Below are 19,079 nucleotides of genomic sequence, written 5' to 3'. Positions count from 1 at the left end.
AGGAGGAGCAAAACTTGGTCAAAACGTATACATGCCAAAATGGAGTAAGAATTGTACTCGAAAACAATCCCACTGTAAGGTCTGTCGCAATTGGCGTCTGGATTGGAACAGGCTCTAGACATGAGACACCTGAAATTAATGGGATCTCACACTTTTTAGAGCATATGTTCTTTAAAGGGACAAAGACAAGATCTGCACGTGATATCGCAGAATCCTTTGACCGCATTGGTGGTCAGGTGAATGCCTTTACATCAAAAGAATACACTTGCTACTATGCAAAGGTGCTTGACTCACATGCTGGCTACGCCCTCGATGTATTAAGCGACATGTTCTTTCACTCAGCTTTTGATGAAGAAGAGCTGAAAAAAGAAAAAAATGTGGTGTACGAAGAAATTAAAATGTATGAGGATACACCTGATGACATCGTTCATGATTTATTAAGCAAAGCCATTTATGGTGATCATTCATTAGGATATCCGATTTTAGGAACAGAGGAAACACTCTCTACCTTTAACGGAGACTCACTTAGAAAATACATGGATGAATTCTATACCCCGGACCGCGTCGTGATCTCAGTTGCAGGGAACGTAGATGAGACCTTTATTCGAGAGGTTGAAAAGCTATTCGGCTCTTATGAAGGAAAAGGGAAAAAGCAGCCTGTAGAAGCTCCAGCATTTCATTATGACAAGCTCACACGCAAAAAGGAAACAGAACAAGCGCACCTATGCCTGGGCTTTAATGGCCTTCCAGCTGGAGATAAGGGCATCTATGACTTAATCGTCTTAAATAATGTTCTTGGCGGAAGCATGAGCAGTAGATTATTCCAAGATGTAAGAGAGGACAAAGGACTTGCTTATTCTGTCTTCAGCTATCACAGTTCATTTGCAGATAATGGAATGCTGACGATTTATGGCGGAACTGGAGCGAAGCAGCTAAACCTGCTTTCTGAAACCATCTTACAAACATTAGACGTCTTAAAGCGTGAGGGAATCACGCAGAAAGAACTAGAGAACTCTAAGGAGCAAATGAAAGGCAACCTTATGCTCAGCCTTGAAAGCACAAACAGCAAAATGAGCCGAAACGGTAAAAATGAACTGCTCCTTGGCAAACATCGGACCCTCGATGAAATTATTGACGAAATCAACCATGTCACTTTAGACGGCGTGAATAATTTATCTAAACGCATTTTTACAGAAGATTATGCGCTCTCACTTATTAGTCCGACGGGTGATGTACCTTCTGCTTAAACAAAAAAGGCATGTCTTTTGAAGAGATGCCTTTTTTTCATGCAAAAATGATTAATCAGCTAACTTGTTTTGCAGCTGATGGACAATTTTATTGATTGTCGAAAAGTGTTCTGTCAGTAATTCCTCATCTGCAAATTGAATATCAAAAACCTCTTCTAATTCCAAAATGAGTGAAACTGCTTTAATTGAATCGAGACCGTGATTTGTTAATTCTTCATCTGCACCAATAGAAACCTTGCTGCTATCATCCAAAGAACGCAGAACCAAATCTTTTACTTGACTTGAAAGTGAAAGGACATCCGTCGTTTTATTCATCTGCAACGCTCCCTTTTACAAATTTTCTACCATTTACATAAATTAACTATATTAGAATGGAAAAACATTGTAAAGCAGTTTCGACATAAATAGGAATTGTTGATCATTCTATTCAAATGAAATATTTGGTAGAGTGAGAAGAAAAGAGACTGGGAAGGATGAATCAATCCATGAATAAAACAGACCTTATGCAGCACATTCCCTTATTAAAAGAAGCAGTCAGCATAGACCAGATTGATAAAGGGTATTCTCGGGATGAAAAATGGGTCATGACTACGGTATCAGGTGAAAAATATGTCCTTCGATTCACAGATCAAGACCAGTATGACAAAATAAAGACGCAGTTTGAACTGCTATATGAATTAAGACGTCACTGTGTTCAGTGTGCTGATCCAGTGAACATCGGTGTTCTAGAAGCAAAACAGCAAGTGTACTATATTTTATCGTTTATAGAAGGCCAGGAAGCAAAAGAAATCATGAGTCAGTTAACTGAAGAAAAGCAGTATGCTATCGGGTTAAGTGCAGGTCAGGATTTACGAAATATGCATAGATATCCGGCACCTTCACACATCGAACCTTGGGAAGATCGTGTCATTAAAAAGCATCATCGATATTTAACTGCTTATCGAGAAAGCGGCATCTCCCTTGAAGGGGATGAAAAAGTGGCTCAGTTTATAGCAAAACACTTACATATTGTGAAAGGCAGACCTAATCAATTTCAGCACGATGATTTTCATTTAGGGAACATTATTGTAAACAATAATAAATATGCAGGTGTCATTGATTTTAACAATTTTGATTGGGGAGATCCCATTCACGATTTTTATAAAGTAGCTCTTTTCAGCAGAGAAACAAGTGAAGCCTTTTCGGCTGGTCAAATCAATGGATATTTTGATGGGAACATTCCAGATGATTTTTGGCTGCTTTACTCTGTTTATGTCGCAATGAGTATCTTTTCATCGATTATGTGGGTCATTAAATTTGATCCGGGTCAAATGGATGAGATGATTGAAAGACTAGAAAATGTGCTAAAAGATCATGATTATTTTAATCAAATAGTGCCCCAGTGGTATGCGCGTATCACTAGATAACAGTGAAATATAGGACGTTTAGGCAGTGATGGAAGTCACTGCCTTTTTTGTTATAATGATACAAATTACACATTGTCATGACTAAAAACATTTTATATAATCCAAACAAGGATAGAAAAAGATGTAAAAAAATTCCGTTTTTTGTTGAAAAAGAGCAAAAGGCTGGTGGTGGATTGAAACAAATCGACAAGGATTCAAAGCAGTTATGGCGTGTTTATTTATGGACACTTTCATTCTTAAAGCCTTATACAGGTAAAGTGATTCTAGTTATTATGAGTGGTTTCGTTATTACCTTGAGCGAGCTCATCATACCTAAATTTATTCAATATTTTATTGAGACCATTTTGCCAGCAAAAGACTTTTCAAAAATGAATGGTTTATTGTTAGGACTGACTGGCTTAATTGTACTCGGTATTATACTGACAGCGGCACGAAATTTATGGCAAAGAAAATTAATTGAACAAGCCTCAAGAGATTCACAATTTGCTGCCTTCCAGCAAATTCGTCAACTTGGTTTTTCATACTACGAACAACATTCTGTTAGTGAAACACTCTCCTTTGTTAACACACAGACACGAGCTGTACAAGAAATTTACAGACGATACTTCCCACAATTTATCAATCAGACATTATTTATCGCCATCTCACTTTACTTTATGATCAACATTTCTATTTTTCTCACACTAATCATCATTCCAAGTTTTATTCTCTACTATGTCTTTGGACCATGGCTTGAAAAAAAGGCAACGATCTACGGTAGACAAAGTGCGGAAGGTTTTCGCACGCTGCAAACAAAATTATACGAAAGTCTTGCTTCGATGGAAGAGCTTAGAATTTTGGGCTATATGAAATGGGATATGGAACGGATTCAAACATTGCATGAAAAAGTGCGCCAAGATCATGAAAAAAATGTTTTTTTCGCCTATTTACGAGGAAGCAACCGCAGGCTGACTTATTATATTGGCGCTCTTGCCACTTTTGGTATCGGTATCCACCTTGTAAAGACTGGACAGCTAACGACAGGTGGTTTTGTGGCATATATACTATATTATTTTTCAGCGATGCATATGCTTACTTCCATTGTCACACTTTTAACAGAACAACGGATATTAACCTTTCAAATTGAACCTTTATATCATTTTATGAAAAAAACACCTGATATTAGAGAGCCTCAGCAGCCGGTGCACCTTGATCATGCAGAAGGCGATATCGTCTTTCATGACGTCGATTTTCATTATCCCAATCATCCTCCTTTATTAAAAGGGATGAATCTACATATTCGGCAGGGTGAAAAAGTAGCGCTGGTCGGTACGAGCGGCGGAGGGAAAACATCGCTTCTTAAGCTAATTGGACGCTTTTATGATCCCTCTTCAGGGATGATTACAATGAATGGAGTTGATTTGCGCCGTTTACCTACTAGTCAAATAAGAGATGCGATGGGATTTGTTTTTCAAGAAACGTTCTTATTTAATATGAGTGTAAAGGACAATATTCGTTTTGGAGATACAAGTCTTTCAGATCAACAGATCATTGAAGCCGCAAAAAAAGCAGACTGTGATTCATTTATAAGAGAATTAGAAGATGGATACGACACCATACTCGGGGAAAGGGGATTAAAACTTTCTGGCGGGCAAAAACAAAAGATAGCTATTGCCAGGCTATTTGCTAAGAATCCAAGTGTTGTATTACTCGACGAAGCCACAGCATCTCTTGACAATGTCAGTGAACAAAAAGTCCAGCAGGCATTACACCAAACATTTAAGAAGTCTACTGTCATTGCAGTTGCTCATCGTTTATCAACGGTCAGACATTTTGACAGAATTATCTTTATAGAAGATGGTTGTGTGTTAGAGGCTGGACAATTTCATGAATTGATGAGGAAAAAGGGGCATTTTTATCAATTGGCGTCTGACCGCTCAGAAAAGGAGGCAGGTGTAACATGAGAAAAAATTGGCTGTTTCTTTTGATCACAAGGCAAAAATGGATGCTTATCCTTGCTCTTTTACTCGTTTTGATTGAAGCAGCAGCTAATTTAGCCATGATAGGACTGCAAAAGTGGCTCATTGATGATGTTCTTTTGAATAGTGGTATCAGTCAACATTTCTCCCAGATCTTGATGCTGTTTGCCATTATATTTCTTGTATATGTTGTGATGTTTGTTGCCAGTCCATATGTGATGCATAAAAACTATCTGACCATCCACCATTCATTGCAGAAAATGATGTTAGATCAGCTTCAGCAAGTATCCATGAGATCATATAAAACTCACCCAGTTAGTTTTTATTTACACAAGCTTAATCAAGATGTAAAGACAGTTGCTGTTACGGCTGCTTTACATATACCGAAAATTGTACAAACGATTTTTATGGCCGTTGTTTTATCTATCATTTTACTATCTGTGAGTTCTGTCTTATTTTTCTTGCTTCTCTTTGCAAGCGCTTGTTACTTTATTGTCGGTAAAAAAATGGCGAAAACGGCAACAAACATAGCAAAAGATGTGCAGGAGAGAAAATCAGACCTATTCGTGCATGTAGAAGAAGGAATTTCTTCTACAAGGGAAGTTGTCGCATTTGATCGACGCAAGTGGGAAATCGGTTTGTATGAAAAGCTATTTAACAAAATGATGGATCGTGTCATGAAGGAGGGAAAGTTTCAAAACAAGCTTCTTTTTTTAACAGAGCCATTGAAATGGTTTGGGATACTATCAGTTCTAGTGTTTGGCACATATCAAGTAGCAGCAGGAAGCATGTCCATCGGTTTATTTGTCGTCATTTACCAATATGCATCTCAATTAATGAAGAGTTATCAAGAGTTATTCCAGTATGTCTTTGAATTTTTCCAGCAGCGTGCATCTGTTCATCGAATCGCAGAAGTGCTGCAAATGGAAAACGAAGAGAAAGGAACAAAACGAATAGATGCTGTAGAAGACGTGGTATTTGAAGATGTTTGCTTTTCTTATGAACAAACATCTAAAGGCGCTTTAGACGGCTTGAATCTTCATATTCCAAAGGGAAGGAAAGTGGCGATTGTTGGAGCGAGCGGCAGCGGGAAATCGACGATCTCAAAGCTTACACTTGGACTTTACCGGCCAGATAGCGGGGGAATTTTAGTGCATGGGGTTGATCTATCAGAGATCAAGCCATCTCATTTATTAAAGCGAATAGCCGTTGTCCCGCAAGAACCCTATTTTTTCCCAGACACGATACGCCTGAATTTAATCATGGGATTAAATGATGTGACCGAAGAACAACTTGAACAGGCTTGTGAAGTTGCACAAATTCTTTCCTTCATCAAAGGGCTTGAAAAAGGTTTTGACACAGTCATTGGAGAGAGGGGGATTTCCCTCTCAGGAGGACAAAGACAGCGTTTAGCTATCGCCAGAGCGCTTTTAAAACAGGCTGATTTACTGATATTAGATGAGGCGACCTCCGCGCTAGATCGGCAGACAGAAAGGAAGGTTCAAAAAGGGATAGACGATGCCAAAGGGGGCGGCACCTTGCTTGTGATTGCACACAGATTATCGACCATACAAAATGCAGATATGATCTATGTACTTGAAGGCGGTGCTGTTCAAAGCTGCGGTACTCATGAGGAGCTGATGGAAGCCTCCTCGCATTACCGCTCTTTATTTAAGGCCCAGGTGATTACAGCGTCTTAGTCAGTTTGTTTTTAACCAAAGTGAAGAGTCGATCTAAGGTGCGGAAGTGGTCCGGATGTAATTCTTCGTCTTCAAAGGCAATATGAAAGGTGTCCTCTAATGAAATAACAAAAGAGACGATTTGGACAGAATTTAATCCTAAAGCTTTTAAACTATCATCCCGACTTGGCTGCTCATTGAGAGACAACTTATTCATGACAAGCTGGACAATTTTTTCTTCAACTTCAGTTAGTGTCAATTCATTCATGTCGCGGCTCCTTTCTAAGAGATTGATATATGTTACATTTTGGTTGATTAAGGAAAAAAATGCAATTGTTTTTATAAATCTATCATAAGGGGTGGCATTCATTGTCATATGTAAGCTATCAAAAAAATGATGTTCGTGTCGTATTAGGTGCAGATGAATCAGTTCAGAATTTAGTTAAAAGTAAAGTGCATCCCTATATTGATTGCAGCAAAATAACAGAAAAACATGAAGGTGACGTTTGGACGATTTTAACAAGTAAATATGCACAAGAAATTCAAAAAGAAATACCGCTTGAAGAAGTCTTTTACGAAACGAAGATGGAGCCCCGCTGCCGCTACCTGTATGACGGAGAGAAAAAAGTCATTGTGATAGATGAACCAAAAGATGTCAGATGGGCAGCCCAGCATGCGCTTCGGTTAATAAGAGTTTTGCTTCGCCTTTTGTGTTATCAGGATGGACTCATCTATTTGCATGGGGGCATGATGGAGATGAATCAAAAGGGAATTGCCCTAGTAGGCGGATCAAGGGCAGGGAAAACGTCCACCATCTTATCCTTATTATCATTAACCGATGCCCGATATATCACAAACGATGATATAGGTGTTTCATATACGAACACCGAGTACACAGGAACTGGCTGGCCGAGATCTATGAGTATTCGGAAAGATTCGTTTGAAGCCATTGAAAAGCTAGGTACCCCATACAGACTCCAAACATCGAGTCATCCATTTAACGAGGATGATAAAAGCTATCATTTTGTATATCCAGAGGAGTTAGAAAAATGGTTTTCACGTGAAGTCAAAACAATGGGAAAAATCGATGTGATTGTGTTTCCTGAATTTTTACCTCACGGGCAAACTGGTGCAGAACTTTCGAAAATGACTCCAGAGGAAGCAGCGGAACGTTTGAAGCAGCATGCAGTCATTAATCCTGGAAGACATAATGAATTCTTATTACCGTATTTCACATTGCCAACACCCGAAGAGCTAGAACCATTCCTTAACGCACTAGCGGAAAAGGTGCCTTGTTACTCATTAAAGCAGGCATTTACTTCTTTAGAGAAAGGCACTGTCCTGATTCAAGAGCTTCTTGAACAATCCGACATGGTCGTGTAAGACTTTTTGGAGGTGAGTTATGGTTGAGCAGGAGTACAAATATTTGTTGTCACAAGCGGATTTTCAGCACATATATGACATGTTCATTCAAAGTCATACCCCTACTTATGTACTTAATTTCAATTACTATTACGACACACCAGATTTTTTATTAAAGCGATTTGGTTATACCGTACGTATCCGTCAAATCAGCGGCAAACTAACACTTGAAATCAAACGCCCCAGTCAAACGTCTGGCTATAAAAGAGTAAGAGAAGAAACGTCATTACCTATTGAGGAGTTACCGCAAAAACTAGATGTACAGAACATCATGACGTCTTTACCGATTACAATCACTCAACAGCCAGAATTGTTAGGGCTATTGGTCACTGAGCGAACAACCTTTCACATTGAGAAAGGCATCAAAATCGATTTGGATCAAAGCAGCTATCTTGGCATCACAGATTATGAACTGGAAATTGAATATGAGAGTGAAAAAGCATATGAGGCAGATCAATTGTTTCATACACTAACTGATGATTTGGACATGCCAGACAATCGAAAAGGGAAGCGCTCTCGATTTATCACTAGATTTCAATCGTTTTACGGGAAGGAGTAGTCAAACATGCGGGCTGTTTTGGATCAATCCACTCTCTCAAACGAGCAGAGGCTGTTATTACTTAGCTCACGTATTCAATTAAATGAACAAGAAGAAGAGTCTATTAGAGCTCTATTGAAAGATGGCATCGATATGCCTAAATTAATTGGACTGGCATCAAGACATAAGGTGCTTCAGCTGATTACGCCTCATTTGATTCGCCTTGATGATGAAAAAAGCATGACGACAACATACAAATTTTTGCTTCACTATCACTATATAGGAAATCGGCAAAAAAATGTGGAGAGATTCAAAGAATTCAAGCGTCTTTTACAAACATTCCGAAATGCAAAGCTGAAAGCGGTCCCCCTTAAAGGTGCCATTTTAACCCCGCTTGTGTACAAAGATTATGGACTGCGAATGATGTCAGACCTTGATTTCTTAATTCATCCAGATGATCGAAAGAGTGCCTCTTCATTGCTCAAGAAGGAAGGGTTTATCATCGGGAAATATGACTGGGCAGCCGATCAGGAAATACCGATTGAAAGAGAAGAAGAAATGATGTGGAGAATGAATGCCGGGAATCTTTATTCACATATTAAACGAAGCGGAGAAGATTTTTTAAAGGTACACCGAGTCGATTTCTCTTATGATGTTGAGTTGAAAAAAAACTACGAAGCAACAAATGCCTTGCTGGATGCTGCTGAAGAAAAGCCCTTTTTTCAAACAGACGTCTATTTGCTTCAGCCGTTAGATTTTCTTATCCATCTTGCCTTTCATCTATATAAGGAGGCAACAAACGTACAATATGTCTACTTACATGCAGATCTTAATTTGATTAAGTTTTGTGATGTAAGGGAGTACGTCATGTTTGCTGAAGAGCAAAATCAGCTTGATTGGCATGCTTTGCAAGAAAGAGCGAAGGAATTAGGGGCCGAGAAAGCACTTTTTTACACGTTTACGTTTTTAGATTTATTGTACCAAACGAACTATGTAGACCAATTGAAGCAGCTAGACATGAGTGACCAATCATTCTTAGAAGCCTATGGAGAGAATGATTTCGGTTCTTTGAAAATATGGAAAAAATCCTTTATTGAACGTTTTTTCAGCTTGGATAATCGCGATGAGCTTGAAGAGGAACCAGCTATACAGCTATTTCCTGAAAGGCAATAGCAAATTAAAGAGGAGGATTCGATATGGATATAAAAGCGCTTTTTGAAAAGCCGAAGAACGATTTTCCTTATGAAAAATCATTTGTGTTTGCAGGTATTCATTTTCATATTCTATCAATGGAATTGCTGGCGATTGAAGATATTGAACATTATATTCCAAAAGAATTGGATCGCTGCGAGGGAGATATCCCTTCACAGATTGAAATACGGTTTATCATTGATCCGGAGCTTGAACAGTCTGTTCGCAGTGCTTGCTTTCAAAAGGGTGAAACCATTACAGCAAAAAGGAAGTTTACCTACAAACGATTAAAATTAGACGATCAAGTATTATTTGCCTCACATGAAGGTGACGAGCCGCACAGTGTGGCGGTCAATAAAGGTCGTTATGCTGTGATTGGAAAAAACAATAATGAATCTGCGATACGCTGTCCACTGCGAATCGTTCGAGAAATTGCCCTTAGAACATTAGAAAATCAAGGTGGATGTTTTACGCATGCAGCAGCTGTCTCTTTTGAAGATGGCCAAAAAGGAGCGCTCATTATCGGCGATAAAGGTGCCGGGAAGTCAACCACTATGTGGCAGTTTTTGCATCATGGAGGAGCAGATTTTATCACAAACGATCGTTCCATTTCAGTGCTTGAAGATCAGGAACTTACTGTGTATGGTTGGCCGATGTGCTTGGCGCTTGGAGTAGGGACTGTTCAAGCCACAACAAATATACAGGAACTGAAAAACAAAAAATTCAGCCGGTCTCAAGATAAAAGAATATGGGATGAAACCATATCAACAGAGGAAGAGGCAAAAGAAAAATGGGCGAGCGGCTGTAAGTTTGAAATTACACCAAAAGAAGCTGCTGAAATGACAGGAACAACGATTAGAAGCTCTACGAAAGTAGATATGGTGATTTTTCCCTCACTCAAAATAGGTTCTGGTGAGATTAGGCTTGTGCCGGTAAAAAAAGATGATCAAAGAGCAAAAGAAATTATGGCAGCAAATATAAGAGAACCAGAAGATCCAGACTATTTAAAAGGCTGGCTCGGACTTCGGCATGTGTCAGATACCTTTCTTGGGCAAAAGGCATCTGAGCTTATCCATCACTTGTTTAACATGCCATGCTTTTATTTAGAGGGTGATCCGCGTCACCTGCAAGAAGCAATTCCAGATCTGTTAAACAAAAAAGTCAGTTCGATTTAAAGAGACGATTGTCTAAACATTCGTTTGAGCCGGTCTTCACGTTTTTTCATTTGCTCGTGATCTGCTGGCAGCAAAATTTGAAAGAGCATTTCGGCAATTGGCCGTGCGAGCCTTTCGTCAGAGTTCATTAGAATGCAAACACCTAATTTTCTCTTTGGAATGAATCCAATATAGGAGGTGAACCCTTTAATTTCTCCGCTATGTTCAGCCAAGGTGAATCCGTTAAAAGGTCTCAAAAACCATGAAATGCCGGCACCTCTGCTGAAATCTTCTTCAACCATAACGGGGCTTTGCATTTCTTTTAGCGAATGCTGTTGAAGCAGGCTGTTTGCACCGTATTGAGCTTGAATGAATTGAATCAGATCATCTGCTGTGGAGATTAGTCCGCTTGAACCATCCTCCCAAGATGGTGTTTCAGCACTTGGATAGGATACGCCGGACAGGCCTGAGGAAGAAACTGTATACCCTTTGGCTGTGGATGCTGTTTCAATAAATCCAGTTTGCTTCAAATCGAGCGGTTTTAGTATATGGGTGTGCACTAATTCTCTATATGGCTGATGACTCACTTTTTCTAGCACTTTACTTAATATAGAGTAGCCAAGACTAGAATAATTGATGATAGACCAAGGCGGTGTGAAAATAGTGAGAATTTCAATACACTGAGCTAGAGTCATATCTCGTAAATGAATGACTTTGTCGAGTGCTTTGGGCAGGCCTGAGATATGAGAAGCAATCATTCGGAAAGTGAGTGGAATTGGTTCAGACAAGTGACTTTTTATGAAAGAAAGTAATGGTTCGTAAGTATGAATGGGTTCATCGAGTTGAATGAATCCTTCCTCTCGCAATTTCATCATAACCATTGCAGTAAAAGGCTTAGTCACAGAACCAATTCGAAAGGTTGTGTCTTTTGTAACAGGGGTGCCGCTTTCAATATCAGCGAGGCCCTCATGCCAAGACCAAATGTGCTCATCTTCATGAGAAATACAAATGGAACAGCCGGGAATTTGATGTTGTTCCAATAATTTCCTAATGTCGGTGGTTGTATCTTGCAGACGCTGCAGAATCGATTCATTGATCAAAATAGACACCTCTTTCATACAGAATATATATATATTACCAAATGTTTCATGTTGTTTTAAGATGAACGATCAATATTTTTATATTTTAAAAGAGAGCGGGCGATAGATGATGAAAACAATTCAAAAAACCATTCTTGATATTTTAAAAGGTGATGGCCAAGATATAGAACAAATTCCATATGAGCTTGTGGAACGTAAAGGTGTAGGACATCCAGATACGATGTGTGACGCCATAGCAGAAAGAGCTTCTCAATACTATTCTCAATATTGCATGGAGCATTTCGGCAGAGTGGCACACCACTGGTTTGACAAAGTCATGCTTCTTGGCGGAGATGCTGATGTCACGTATGGGAAAGGGACAATGGTCAAACCGTATCAAGTTGTGTTTGCTGGAAAAGGGGCATACGCATACGGCGATGAGCCCATTCCTCTTAAACAGATTCTTTTCGATGCGGCAAAGGATGTGTTATCAGAGGTGACAACAGGATTTGATCCTGAAGAACATCTCGTCATTGACTGCCGAATCGTTGATCATCAGGGGGCAGGACGCAAAAATTCACGATATCGTCCGATGGTTGAAACGGACATGATTGAAATCGGTGATCCAAAGCTTGTGTCAAACGACTGTAACTTACTGCATGCTCATGCGCCATTAAGCCGTCTTGAGAAGCTGGTTCTTTATACAGAGCGTTATGTGAATGGCCCAGAATTTAAAAAGGTCAATCCAGATACCGGCTGGGATGTAAAAATATTTGGAAGCAGACGTCATGAAGATTTTAAACTCATTGTGAACATGCCATTTCTAGCTAAAGATATTCATAGTCTTGAGGAGTATTTTGCCCGCAAAAAAGAATGCCAAGATCAAATCGCTCGCTATATTCATGAAACGTTAGGCCTCACGCCTGATCTCATGCTGAACGCAACAGATCGCAATGGCCGTCCGTACTTAACGGCGCTAGGTTCTGTAGCAGATACCGGCGATGTAGGAGTTGTTGGAAGAGGAAATAGATTAAATGGACTGATCACCCCAATGCGGTCTATGAGTATTGAAGCACCGGCTGGGAAAAATCCGCTTGATCATACAGGAAAATTATATGGGGTGCTCGCACAACGGCTGGCAGATCAAATTTTTGAGACGATTCAAAAGCCAACAGAAGTGCATATCTTTACTTCAAAAGAGGCACCGCTCCACAATCCTGATGAAATTTCCGTTCGTATTCAGCAGTGGGATGGAAATGAAGTGGATAGAAAAAGAATTGAAGACCTCGTCATGAATGCGGTTCATTCAATGGGCGATGTGACAACAGATTTAATTTTTAAAGGCGTGACAATGTGGTAAAAAGGATGAAAGAAAGAGTCATTGAAGCCGTACATGCATGTATTCATACAAAAGAACCTATGGCAGTGACCATTCATCCCTATGAAATTGAAAAACAACAACAATTGAACCAACACCATCTTCTGTTGATGCTAAAGCCTGAATTAACAAGCATCAATAAAGGTGTACAGCTTGATCTCATACTAGATGAACTTCTCCACCGATTAGATGATCGTGATGTAGAAATAGGAGCCATGCGCGTTATATCATCCTTATATTTGAAAGAAAAGAAAATAATTGAAAATCAATATGGGATGCTAAATAAAATTTCTAAAAACGGTCTGAGTGAAGTGTCAGATGCAGCAAAAAAGATGCTGGCTTTGAAATACCCAGAGTTTAAAAAGAAGGAACATTTCATATATGGAGGCCATCAATTTTTACAAAAGTACAAAGAGCTCACGCCGTATGGTTTAGAGCTTTTAACCCGAAACGTCAAGGTAGACAAGCTGGGTGCGGGCACATACGCCATAGAGGCCGAGGTGGATGGAGAAAAAATGCTTCTGCTCAATTCATTCCACCCTTGTCAAATAGAGTGGTTCACTGCACCTGCAAAGTCTATTATCGTCATTGAATGTTTTTCAAAGCAGCCAATGAGGATGTTGAGAGAAGATTTCATCGGTGCAACGGACCCTAAAGAGGCTAAAGCGGGTTCTTTTAAACACATGCTGCTGTCAGAGCAAAAACGGTTTGGTTTATCTAACGTGTGTACTCGGTTTAATGGCATTCACCTGTCACCGGGTCCTGTAGAAGCGATGGCGGGAATGATTCACTATTTTAGTACACCTGATACAAGACTGACTCCCGCGCATACACTTTTTGGCCAGCTGTTAAAGGAAAATAGCTTTTCGGCGGAAGCATTAGATCTATTATGTAAAGATGTGTCCATTCATTCAAGCGAAACGCCCGTATTTGAATTAACAGAAAACCTAAATTGGGATGAAGCGCTTGATCTGCTAGTAAAAGTGAGAAACGACATTCAAAAGCATGAACGTGTTCTATAACGGAGGGAAACAACTTGGACAATAAAGGAGCTAGCCAGCGAATTTGGATTGTCGGTCCGCCTGGATCTGGAAAAACAACCCTTGCACATCAATTGAAGCAGGAGTTAACGTTACCTCACTATGAGCTCGATGCCCTATTCTGGCAAGCGAACTGGAAAAAAACAGATAGGACGGTGTTTATCGATAACGTCCATGAAATTATCAAACAAAAGAAATGGGTCGTTGATGGTCAATATTCATCTGTTCACCACATTTTGGCTGAATATGCTGATACGATCATTTGGCTTGATGTAAAGAGAAGACAGACATTCCCCCGTCTCATGAAAAGGACATTCAAACGGCTCATCACAAGGGAGAAACTTTGGAATGGAAATAAGGAGCGAATGGGTAACGCGCTCCAATTTTTCTCATATGCCTTTCAAGTCTATCCAGAGGTGATTCATCAAAACGAAAAGCTTTTTCATAAATTAAAAGAAGAATCTCATGTGAAATGCCTGCGCATAGACAAACGGGACGATGCAGACCAGGTGCTGATGAAAATCAAAAACCTTGAGAAAAAGGGGTGAGGACATGACGACACTAGATGATGCTAATAATGTCCTGAAATATTGGTTTTCGGAACAGCCGATTCGCTTAACACCTTTAAACGGAAGAAGCCCTAATGAAGGATGGCTTGTCGAAACGATCAAAAACCGTTTTGTCTTAAAAAAATGTGCGAGAAATCATGATGCAAAGTGGCTTCAATATTTAGAGGAATTAACAGATGCTCTGCTTGATCATGGCTTCCCGATTCAACCTATGATGGAGGCAGAAGACCGTCGTAAGACCATTTTATTCAAAGAACACTTTTGGCAGCTGCGGCCCTATTTCGAAGGAAGACCATATGAAATGGGAAATCGTTCAGATGAACAAGAAGCCATCCGGGTATTAAAACAGCTTCATTCATTGAAGAACTTACCGAAAGGGCCTGTGAATCCAAACTGCGAATTGAAGAACTGGATTACTTCTCCGGACGAAACGCTCGGCAAGACGGCTTACGCCCTAAAAAAGGTTGTTTCTTCTAAAAAGGCTGCTGCTTTGCTCAAAGTGTATGAACGGGAACTAATGAATATCATCACGCTGCTAAACCCTAGTATATATGAAGCATTACCTCATGCTGTTACACATGGTGACTTTCATTCTGGCAACCTGTTAATTCGTAACAAAAAGCTTGCCATGGTTCTTGACTTTGATACAGCAGGTTTTAGACCGCGCATATATGATGCAGCCATATCTGCTTTTTTGTTAACGAGAATCAAGAGAGGAACGTTTCAACTAGATATTGTGAAAACGATTCAATTTTTAAAGGCATATGCAGATGACTTATCCGAATATGAATGGCGTTCTATATCTGCTTTTATCAGACTTTTATATATTCCAACAGGGCGGTATTTAACACTGCTGCATACCTATACACCTCACTTACTGAACTGGTATATTGATTGGTCTTTCGAAGCACTAGAATCTGCATCGAACCAGCTGAAGGAAGATTGGTATCTCCAAAAGGAGATGAGAATATGAAGGTCGCTGTTGTCACTGGTGGAAATAGGGGCATAGGCAAAGAAGTATGCAGACAGCTTGCGCAGTGCGGAATGCTTGTTATTTTAACTGCACGGCAGCTTGAAAGTGCCAAAATAGCTGCGTCTGAAATGACTGAGCATGTTGTGCCATTTCAGCTGGATGTAACAAATGAAGAATCGGTTGAACGTTTCTCGGCATTTATGAAAGATTCGTTCGGGAGAGTGGATGTGCTCATTAATAATGCCGGTGTCTTTCATGACAATATAAAGGATCACACCTTTCCATCTTTTCTAGATCTTCCTGTATCGACACTCCAAGAAACGATGAATGTGAATGTGTATGGTGCAGTCAGAATGACCAAGGCCGTTTTCCCTTACATGAAAGAGGCTGGATATGGACGAATTGTCAATGTATCTAGCGGTATGGGAAGGCTCTCTGCGATCTACGCTTCTGGCGATGTCAGGCGTGACGGAAAAAGCGGTCCTTACTACCGGATGTCAAAAGCGGCGCTGCATGTTCTCACAAAAGTCACAGCTTTAGAGGGGGCACCCTATTCTATCCTTGCGAATGCAGTGTGTCCCGGCTGGGTACAAACGGACATGGGGACATCAGAGGCTGTTAAAACCATACAGGAAGGTGCATCAGGAATCGTGTGGGCGGCACAGCTGCCCCGAGATGGACCAACAGGAGAATTGTTGAGAGACGGGCAAAGACTTCAGTGGTAAGAGGAGGCAGCTACATGCGAGGTATGAAAGGAAAGACGGTTATTGTGACAGGCGGGGCTCAGGGGATTGGATATGCGGTCGCAGAACGAGCCGCACAAGAAGGTGCACAAGTCGCCATTGCTGATCATCATGTAGATTACGGAATTGCGGCAGAAAAACAGCTCAAAGCAAATGAATATGATGTTTTGTTTATAGAGGCTGATATTGCTGATGAAGCATCAATTGTTTCAATGATAGAAAAAACAGCCAATCATTTTGGAAAAATTGACATGCTGGTGAATTGTGCAGCCGTTTTTATCATGCGGGGTCTTGAAGCAACCGTTGAAGAATGGCGGCGCATCATGGATTTGAATATTATGGGACAAGCTCTTTGTGTCAAACACACTGCGCCTTACATGGAGAAAATCGGAAAAGGATCGATTGTAAATATTGCCTCTATTTCAGGCCACATTGCCCAGCCAAAATATTTAACATATAACGCGACAAAAGCAGCTGTTGTCAATATGACGCGGTGCATGGCAATGGATTTGGTGGATGCAGGTATTCGTGTAAACGCAGTGAATCCAGGCACGGTATGGAACAAAAATAACGAGCGGTTCCATTTAGAAGAGCTTGGATTGACAAGAGAGCAAGCAAATCAGCATCCTGATATTGGCGGGATGCACATGTTGAAACGAACCGCTGATCCAGAAGAGATCGCATCTGCTGTCATCTTCCTTCTTTCAGATGAAGCGAGTTTTATTACAGGAGAAAATTTGATGGTTGACGGCGGCTATACTGCCATGTAGAGGAGTAAAAATTGCATGAAATTTGATCTTCACACACATCATCAACGCTGTGGTCATGCGGAAGGGAACATCAGAGAATATATCGATGAGGCTGTTAAATTAGGTCTGGATTTTATTGGAATATCGGATCACTCCCCGTTCTTTGGTGAAGAGGCTGACCACTTTAAACCATGGGTAGCGATGGCTAAAACTGAATTTCAATCATATATAGAGGAAGTCCTGCAGTTGAAAAAGGAATATGACGGAAAAATTCACGTGCTGTTAGGTGTCGAATCTGACTATTTTCCAGAACACGAGGCCCTATACCGAGACGTGTATCGACATTATCCATTTGATTATATCATTGGCTCGGTTCATGTCAGTAATGGATATGACCTATTTAACCGGAAACGATGGGAACGAATCACAGAGCAGCAAGCCATCATTGAAAAAGAAACGTATTATCAGTTGATTAAAATGTCTGCTGAGAGTCGAATGTTCGACGTTTTAGGCCATATTGACGCCTTAAAAGGTTTTTATCCAGAGATTGCTCATCTCAAAACAGAAGCTGTCGATGATGCACTGCAAGCAATTGCGGAGAGTGGTTCTGTCATTGAAGTGAATACCTCTGGCAAAACAAAAGACTGCGGCGGCTGGTATCCATCATTGGATCTATTAGAGCGAGCCAAATTTTATGGTGTGGATGTCACGTTTGGCTCAGATGCACATCAGCCAGCCCGAGTAGCAGATGATTGGCTGAAAGTAAAACAGACGCTGAAGGAACTAGGTTACAAGGATTGGTATATATTCCAATCTCGTCAAAAGCGAAAATTGGCTCTATAAATTCTAAAAAAAGGGGTTATGAAAATGACAAAAGTTCGCGTAGCAATTGCAGGAGTAGGATCATGCGCTTCAAGTATCGTTCAATTTGTAGAATTGGCAAAGGAAAAGATGGATACGCTCTCCGGTGTTATGCATGATGTCATTGGAGGTTATCACTTGTCTGATGTGGAATTTGTTGCAGCTTTTGAAGTAGATCAAAATAAAGTAGGAAAAGACTTATCAGAGGCTATTTTTACTAAACCAACGGCTGCAGTAAAACATATTGATGTTCCGTTTTTCCAATTACCGGTTGAAGCAGGTCCTTTATGTGATGGTCTTGAAGGAGATTTGTCCAACTGCATTCAGCCGCATGAACATTCATTAAAAATGAACACACATGATGTGACGCAAAGATTAAAGGAAGTTCAGGCAGATGTACTAGTGTGCTTCTTACCGACGGGTTCGTTTGAAGCAGTCCGAGTATACGCAGAGGCGTGTGCACACGCGCAAACTGCCTTTATTAATGCAACACCTGAACCGGTGGCAAATGATCCTGAATTTGTCAAAATGTTTGAAGAGTCGAATACCCCGCTCCTTGGAGATGACTTAAGAAGTCATTTAGGTGCCACAACACTGCATACAGCGTTAATTGAGCTATTAAAATCCCGAGGGATTGACATTACCAATACGTACCAATTGAATGTCGGAGGCAATACAGACTTTTTAAACCTTGCCAACCCAATGAGATCAACGAGTAAACAAAAATCGAAGAGAAAAGCATTATTTGCCTCTGGTATTGATGCCAGCGAAGTGGCAGCAGGTCCAAATGGCTATGTCAGCTACTTAGGGGATCATAAAGTCTGCTTCCTGCGTTTGGAGGGAAATTCTGTTTTAGATTCAGACATTTCGCTTGAAATCCGTTTACAAGTAGAAGATTCTCCGAATTCAGCTGGTGTTATCGCTAACGCAATGCGTGTAGCAAAAGCAGCTAAAGACATGAATCACAGCGGTGTCATACATGACGTCTGCCCGTTCTTATTCAAAAGCCCTCCAATTGGACAAGTAGATTCAGAATCATTGCGTCTATTCAATGAATATGTAGCAAATGCTGAGCTGAAAAAGGTGTGATCA

Annotated in this window: 19 protein-coding genes; 16 read left to right on the top strand and 3 right to left on the bottom strand. The window is 40.4% G+C overall.

What is annotated here, in order from left to right; all coding sequences use genetic code 11:
* Window positions 1-14: 14 nt before the first annotated feature.
* Complete coding sequence (locus NSS92_RS06275; protein ID WP_107163675.1) at window positions 15-1,247, top strand: M16 family metallopeptidase; 1,233 nt, start codon at window positions 15-17, stop codon at window positions 1,245-1,247.
* A gap of 51 nt (window positions 1,248-1,298) precedes the next feature.
* On the opposite strand, the gene NSS92_RS06270 is transcribed toward NSS92_RS06275, so the two are convergent.
* Window positions 1,299-1,562 carry an acyl carrier protein gene (locus tag NSS92_RS06270; protein WP_251215440.1) on the bottom strand — a complete coding sequence of 88 codons (264 nt, stop codon included), beginning with the start codon at window positions 1,560-1,562 and terminating at the stop codon, window positions 1,299-1,301.
* Between the two features lie 170 nt (window positions 1,563-1,732).
* Between NSS92_RS06270 and NSS92_RS06265 the strand changes: the two genes are divergently transcribed.
* From NSS92_RS06265 to NSS92_RS06255, 3 genes are all read left to right on the top strand, one after another.
* Window positions 1,733-2,653 carry an aminoglycoside phosphotransferase family protein gene (locus NSS92_RS06265; protein ID WP_340867164.1) on the top strand — a complete coding sequence of 307 codons (921 nt, stop codon included), beginning with the start codon at window positions 1,733-1,735 and terminating at the stop codon, window positions 2,651-2,653.
* A 173-nt stretch (window positions 2,654-2,826) separates the two neighbouring features.
* Window positions 2,827-4,596 carry an ABC transporter ATP-binding protein gene (locus NSS92_RS06260; RefSeq protein WP_267586285.1) on the top strand — a complete coding sequence of 590 codons (1,770 nt, stop codon included), beginning with the start codon at window positions 2,827-2,829 and terminating at the stop codon, window positions 4,594-4,596.
* Complete coding sequence (locus NSS92_RS06255) at window positions 4,593-6,311, top strand: ABC transporter ATP-binding protein (RefSeq protein ID WP_340867163.1); 1,719 nt, start codon at window positions 4,593-4,595, stop codon at window positions 6,309-6,311. The genes NSS92_RS06260 and NSS92_RS06255 overlap by 4 nt, the downstream gene beginning before the upstream one ends.
* Here NSS92_RS06255 and NSS92_RS06250 read toward each other — a convergent pair.
* Window positions 6,298-6,558, bottom strand: a complete 261-nt coding sequence (locus tag NSS92_RS06250) for an acyl carrier protein (RefSeq protein ID WP_185907591.1) — start codon at window positions 6,556-6,558, stop codon at window positions 6,298-6,300. The two genes, NSS92_RS06255 and NSS92_RS06250, sit on opposite strands and share 14 nt — an antisense overlap.
* Window positions 6,559-6,659: 101 nt before the next feature.
* On the opposite strand from NSS92_RS06250, the gene NSS92_RS06245 reads away from it, so the two are divergent.
* From NSS92_RS06245 to NSS92_RS06230, 4 genes are read left to right on the top strand one after another with little or no spacing between them, the layout of a single operon-like run.
* Window positions 6,660-7,673, top strand: coding sequence for a hypothetical protein (locus NSS92_RS06245; protein ID WP_340867162.1), 1,014 nt, complete (start codon window positions 6,660-6,662; stop codon window positions 7,671-7,673).
* Window positions 7,674-7,692: 19 nt separating this feature from the next.
* The gene (locus NSS92_RS06240; protein WP_267586288.1) at window positions 7,693-8,271 is read left to right on the top strand and encodes a CYTH domain-containing protein; all 579 of its coding nucleotides are present in this window, start codon (window positions 7,693-7,695) and stop codon (window positions 8,269-8,271) included.
* A gap of 6 nt (window positions 8,272-8,277) precedes the next feature.
* On the top strand, window positions 8,278-9,423 hold the full coding sequence (locus NSS92_RS06235) for a nucleotidyltransferase domain-containing protein (protein ID WP_340867161.1): 1,146 nt from the start codon (window positions 8,278-8,280) through the stop codon (window positions 9,421-9,423).
* A 23-nt stretch (window positions 9,424-9,446) separates the two neighbouring features.
* A complete protein-coding gene (locus NSS92_RS06230; RefSeq protein WP_340867160.1) occupies window positions 9,447-10,616 on the top strand; it encodes a hypothetical protein in 1,170 nt (389 codons plus the stop codon).
* Here the strand turns inward: NSS92_RS06230 and NSS92_RS06225 are convergent.
* The gene (locus tag NSS92_RS06225) at window positions 10,613-11,695 is read right to left on the bottom strand and encodes a serine hydrolase domain-containing protein (protein ID WP_340867158.1); all 1,083 of its coding nucleotides are present in this window, start codon (window positions 11,693-11,695) and stop codon (window positions 10,613-10,615) included. The genes NSS92_RS06230 and NSS92_RS06225 overlap by 4 nt on opposite strands.
* Window positions 11,696-11,801: 106 nt before the next feature.
* Between NSS92_RS06225 and NSS92_RS06220 the strand changes: the two genes are divergently transcribed.
* Genes NSS92_RS06220 through NSS92_RS06185 form a run of 8 tightly spaced genes read left to right on the top strand, consistent with a single transcriptional unit; the run spans window position 11,802 to window position 19,076 of the window.
* A complete protein-coding gene (locus NSS92_RS06220; RefSeq protein WP_340867157.1) occupies window positions 11,802-13,034 on the top strand; it encodes a methionine adenosyltransferase in 1,233 nt (410 codons plus the stop codon).
* A gap of 5 nt (window positions 13,035-13,039) precedes the next feature.
* Window positions 13,040-14,074: a hypothetical protein gene (locus tag NSS92_RS06215; protein WP_340867155.1), complete on the top strand. Its 1,035-nt coding sequence runs from the start codon at window positions 13,040-13,042 to the stop codon at window positions 14,072-14,074.
* A gap of 14 nt (window positions 14,075-14,088) precedes the next feature.
* The gene (locus NSS92_RS06210; RefSeq protein WP_340867154.1) at window positions 14,089-14,640 is read left to right on the top strand and encodes an AAA family ATPase; all 552 of its coding nucleotides are present in this window, start codon (window positions 14,089-14,091) and stop codon (window positions 14,638-14,640) included.
* 4 nt (window positions 14,641-14,644) lie between these two features.
* Window positions 14,645-15,634 (top strand): phosphotransferase enzyme family protein, encoded by a 990-nt coding sequence (locus tag NSS92_RS06205; RefSeq protein ID WP_267586294.1) that lies wholly within the window; start codon window positions 14,645-14,647, stop codon window positions 15,632-15,634.
* Window positions 15,631-16,359, top strand: coding sequence for an SDR family NAD(P)-dependent oxidoreductase (locus NSS92_RS06200; RefSeq protein WP_252058071.1), 729 nt, complete (start codon window positions 15,631-15,633; stop codon window positions 16,357-16,359). The genes NSS92_RS06205 and NSS92_RS06200 overlap by 4 nt, the downstream gene beginning before the upstream one ends.
* Window positions 16,360-16,373: 14 nt before the next feature.
* Window positions 16,374-17,147 carry an SDR family NAD(P)-dependent oxidoreductase gene (locus NSS92_RS06195; RefSeq protein WP_340867152.1) on the top strand — a complete coding sequence of 258 codons (774 nt, stop codon included), beginning with the start codon at window positions 16,374-16,376 and terminating at the stop codon, window positions 17,145-17,147.
* 15 nt (window positions 17,148-17,162) lie between these two features.
* Window positions 17,163-17,969 (top strand): histidinol-phosphatase, encoded by an 807-nt coding sequence (locus tag NSS92_RS06190; protein ID WP_267586296.1) that lies wholly within the window; start codon window positions 17,163-17,165, stop codon window positions 17,967-17,969.
* A gap of 24 nt (window positions 17,970-17,993) precedes the next feature.
* Entirely contained in the window at window positions 17,994-19,076 is a 1,083-nt protein-coding gene (locus tag NSS92_RS06185; RefSeq protein WP_267586297.1) for an inositol-3-phosphate synthase, read from the top strand.
* The last annotated feature ends 3 nt before the right edge of the window (window positions 19,077-19,079 follow it).

Origin of the sequence: Bacillus sp. FSL M8-0166 (assembly GCF_038008825.1) — a bacterium.
Taxonomy (GTDB): domain Bacteria; phylum Bacillota; class Bacilli; order Bacillales; family Bacillaceae; genus Bacillus; species Bacillus safensis.
Note: the sequence above shows the minus strand (reverse complement) of the source record. Positions and strands in the feature narration are given on the sequence as shown.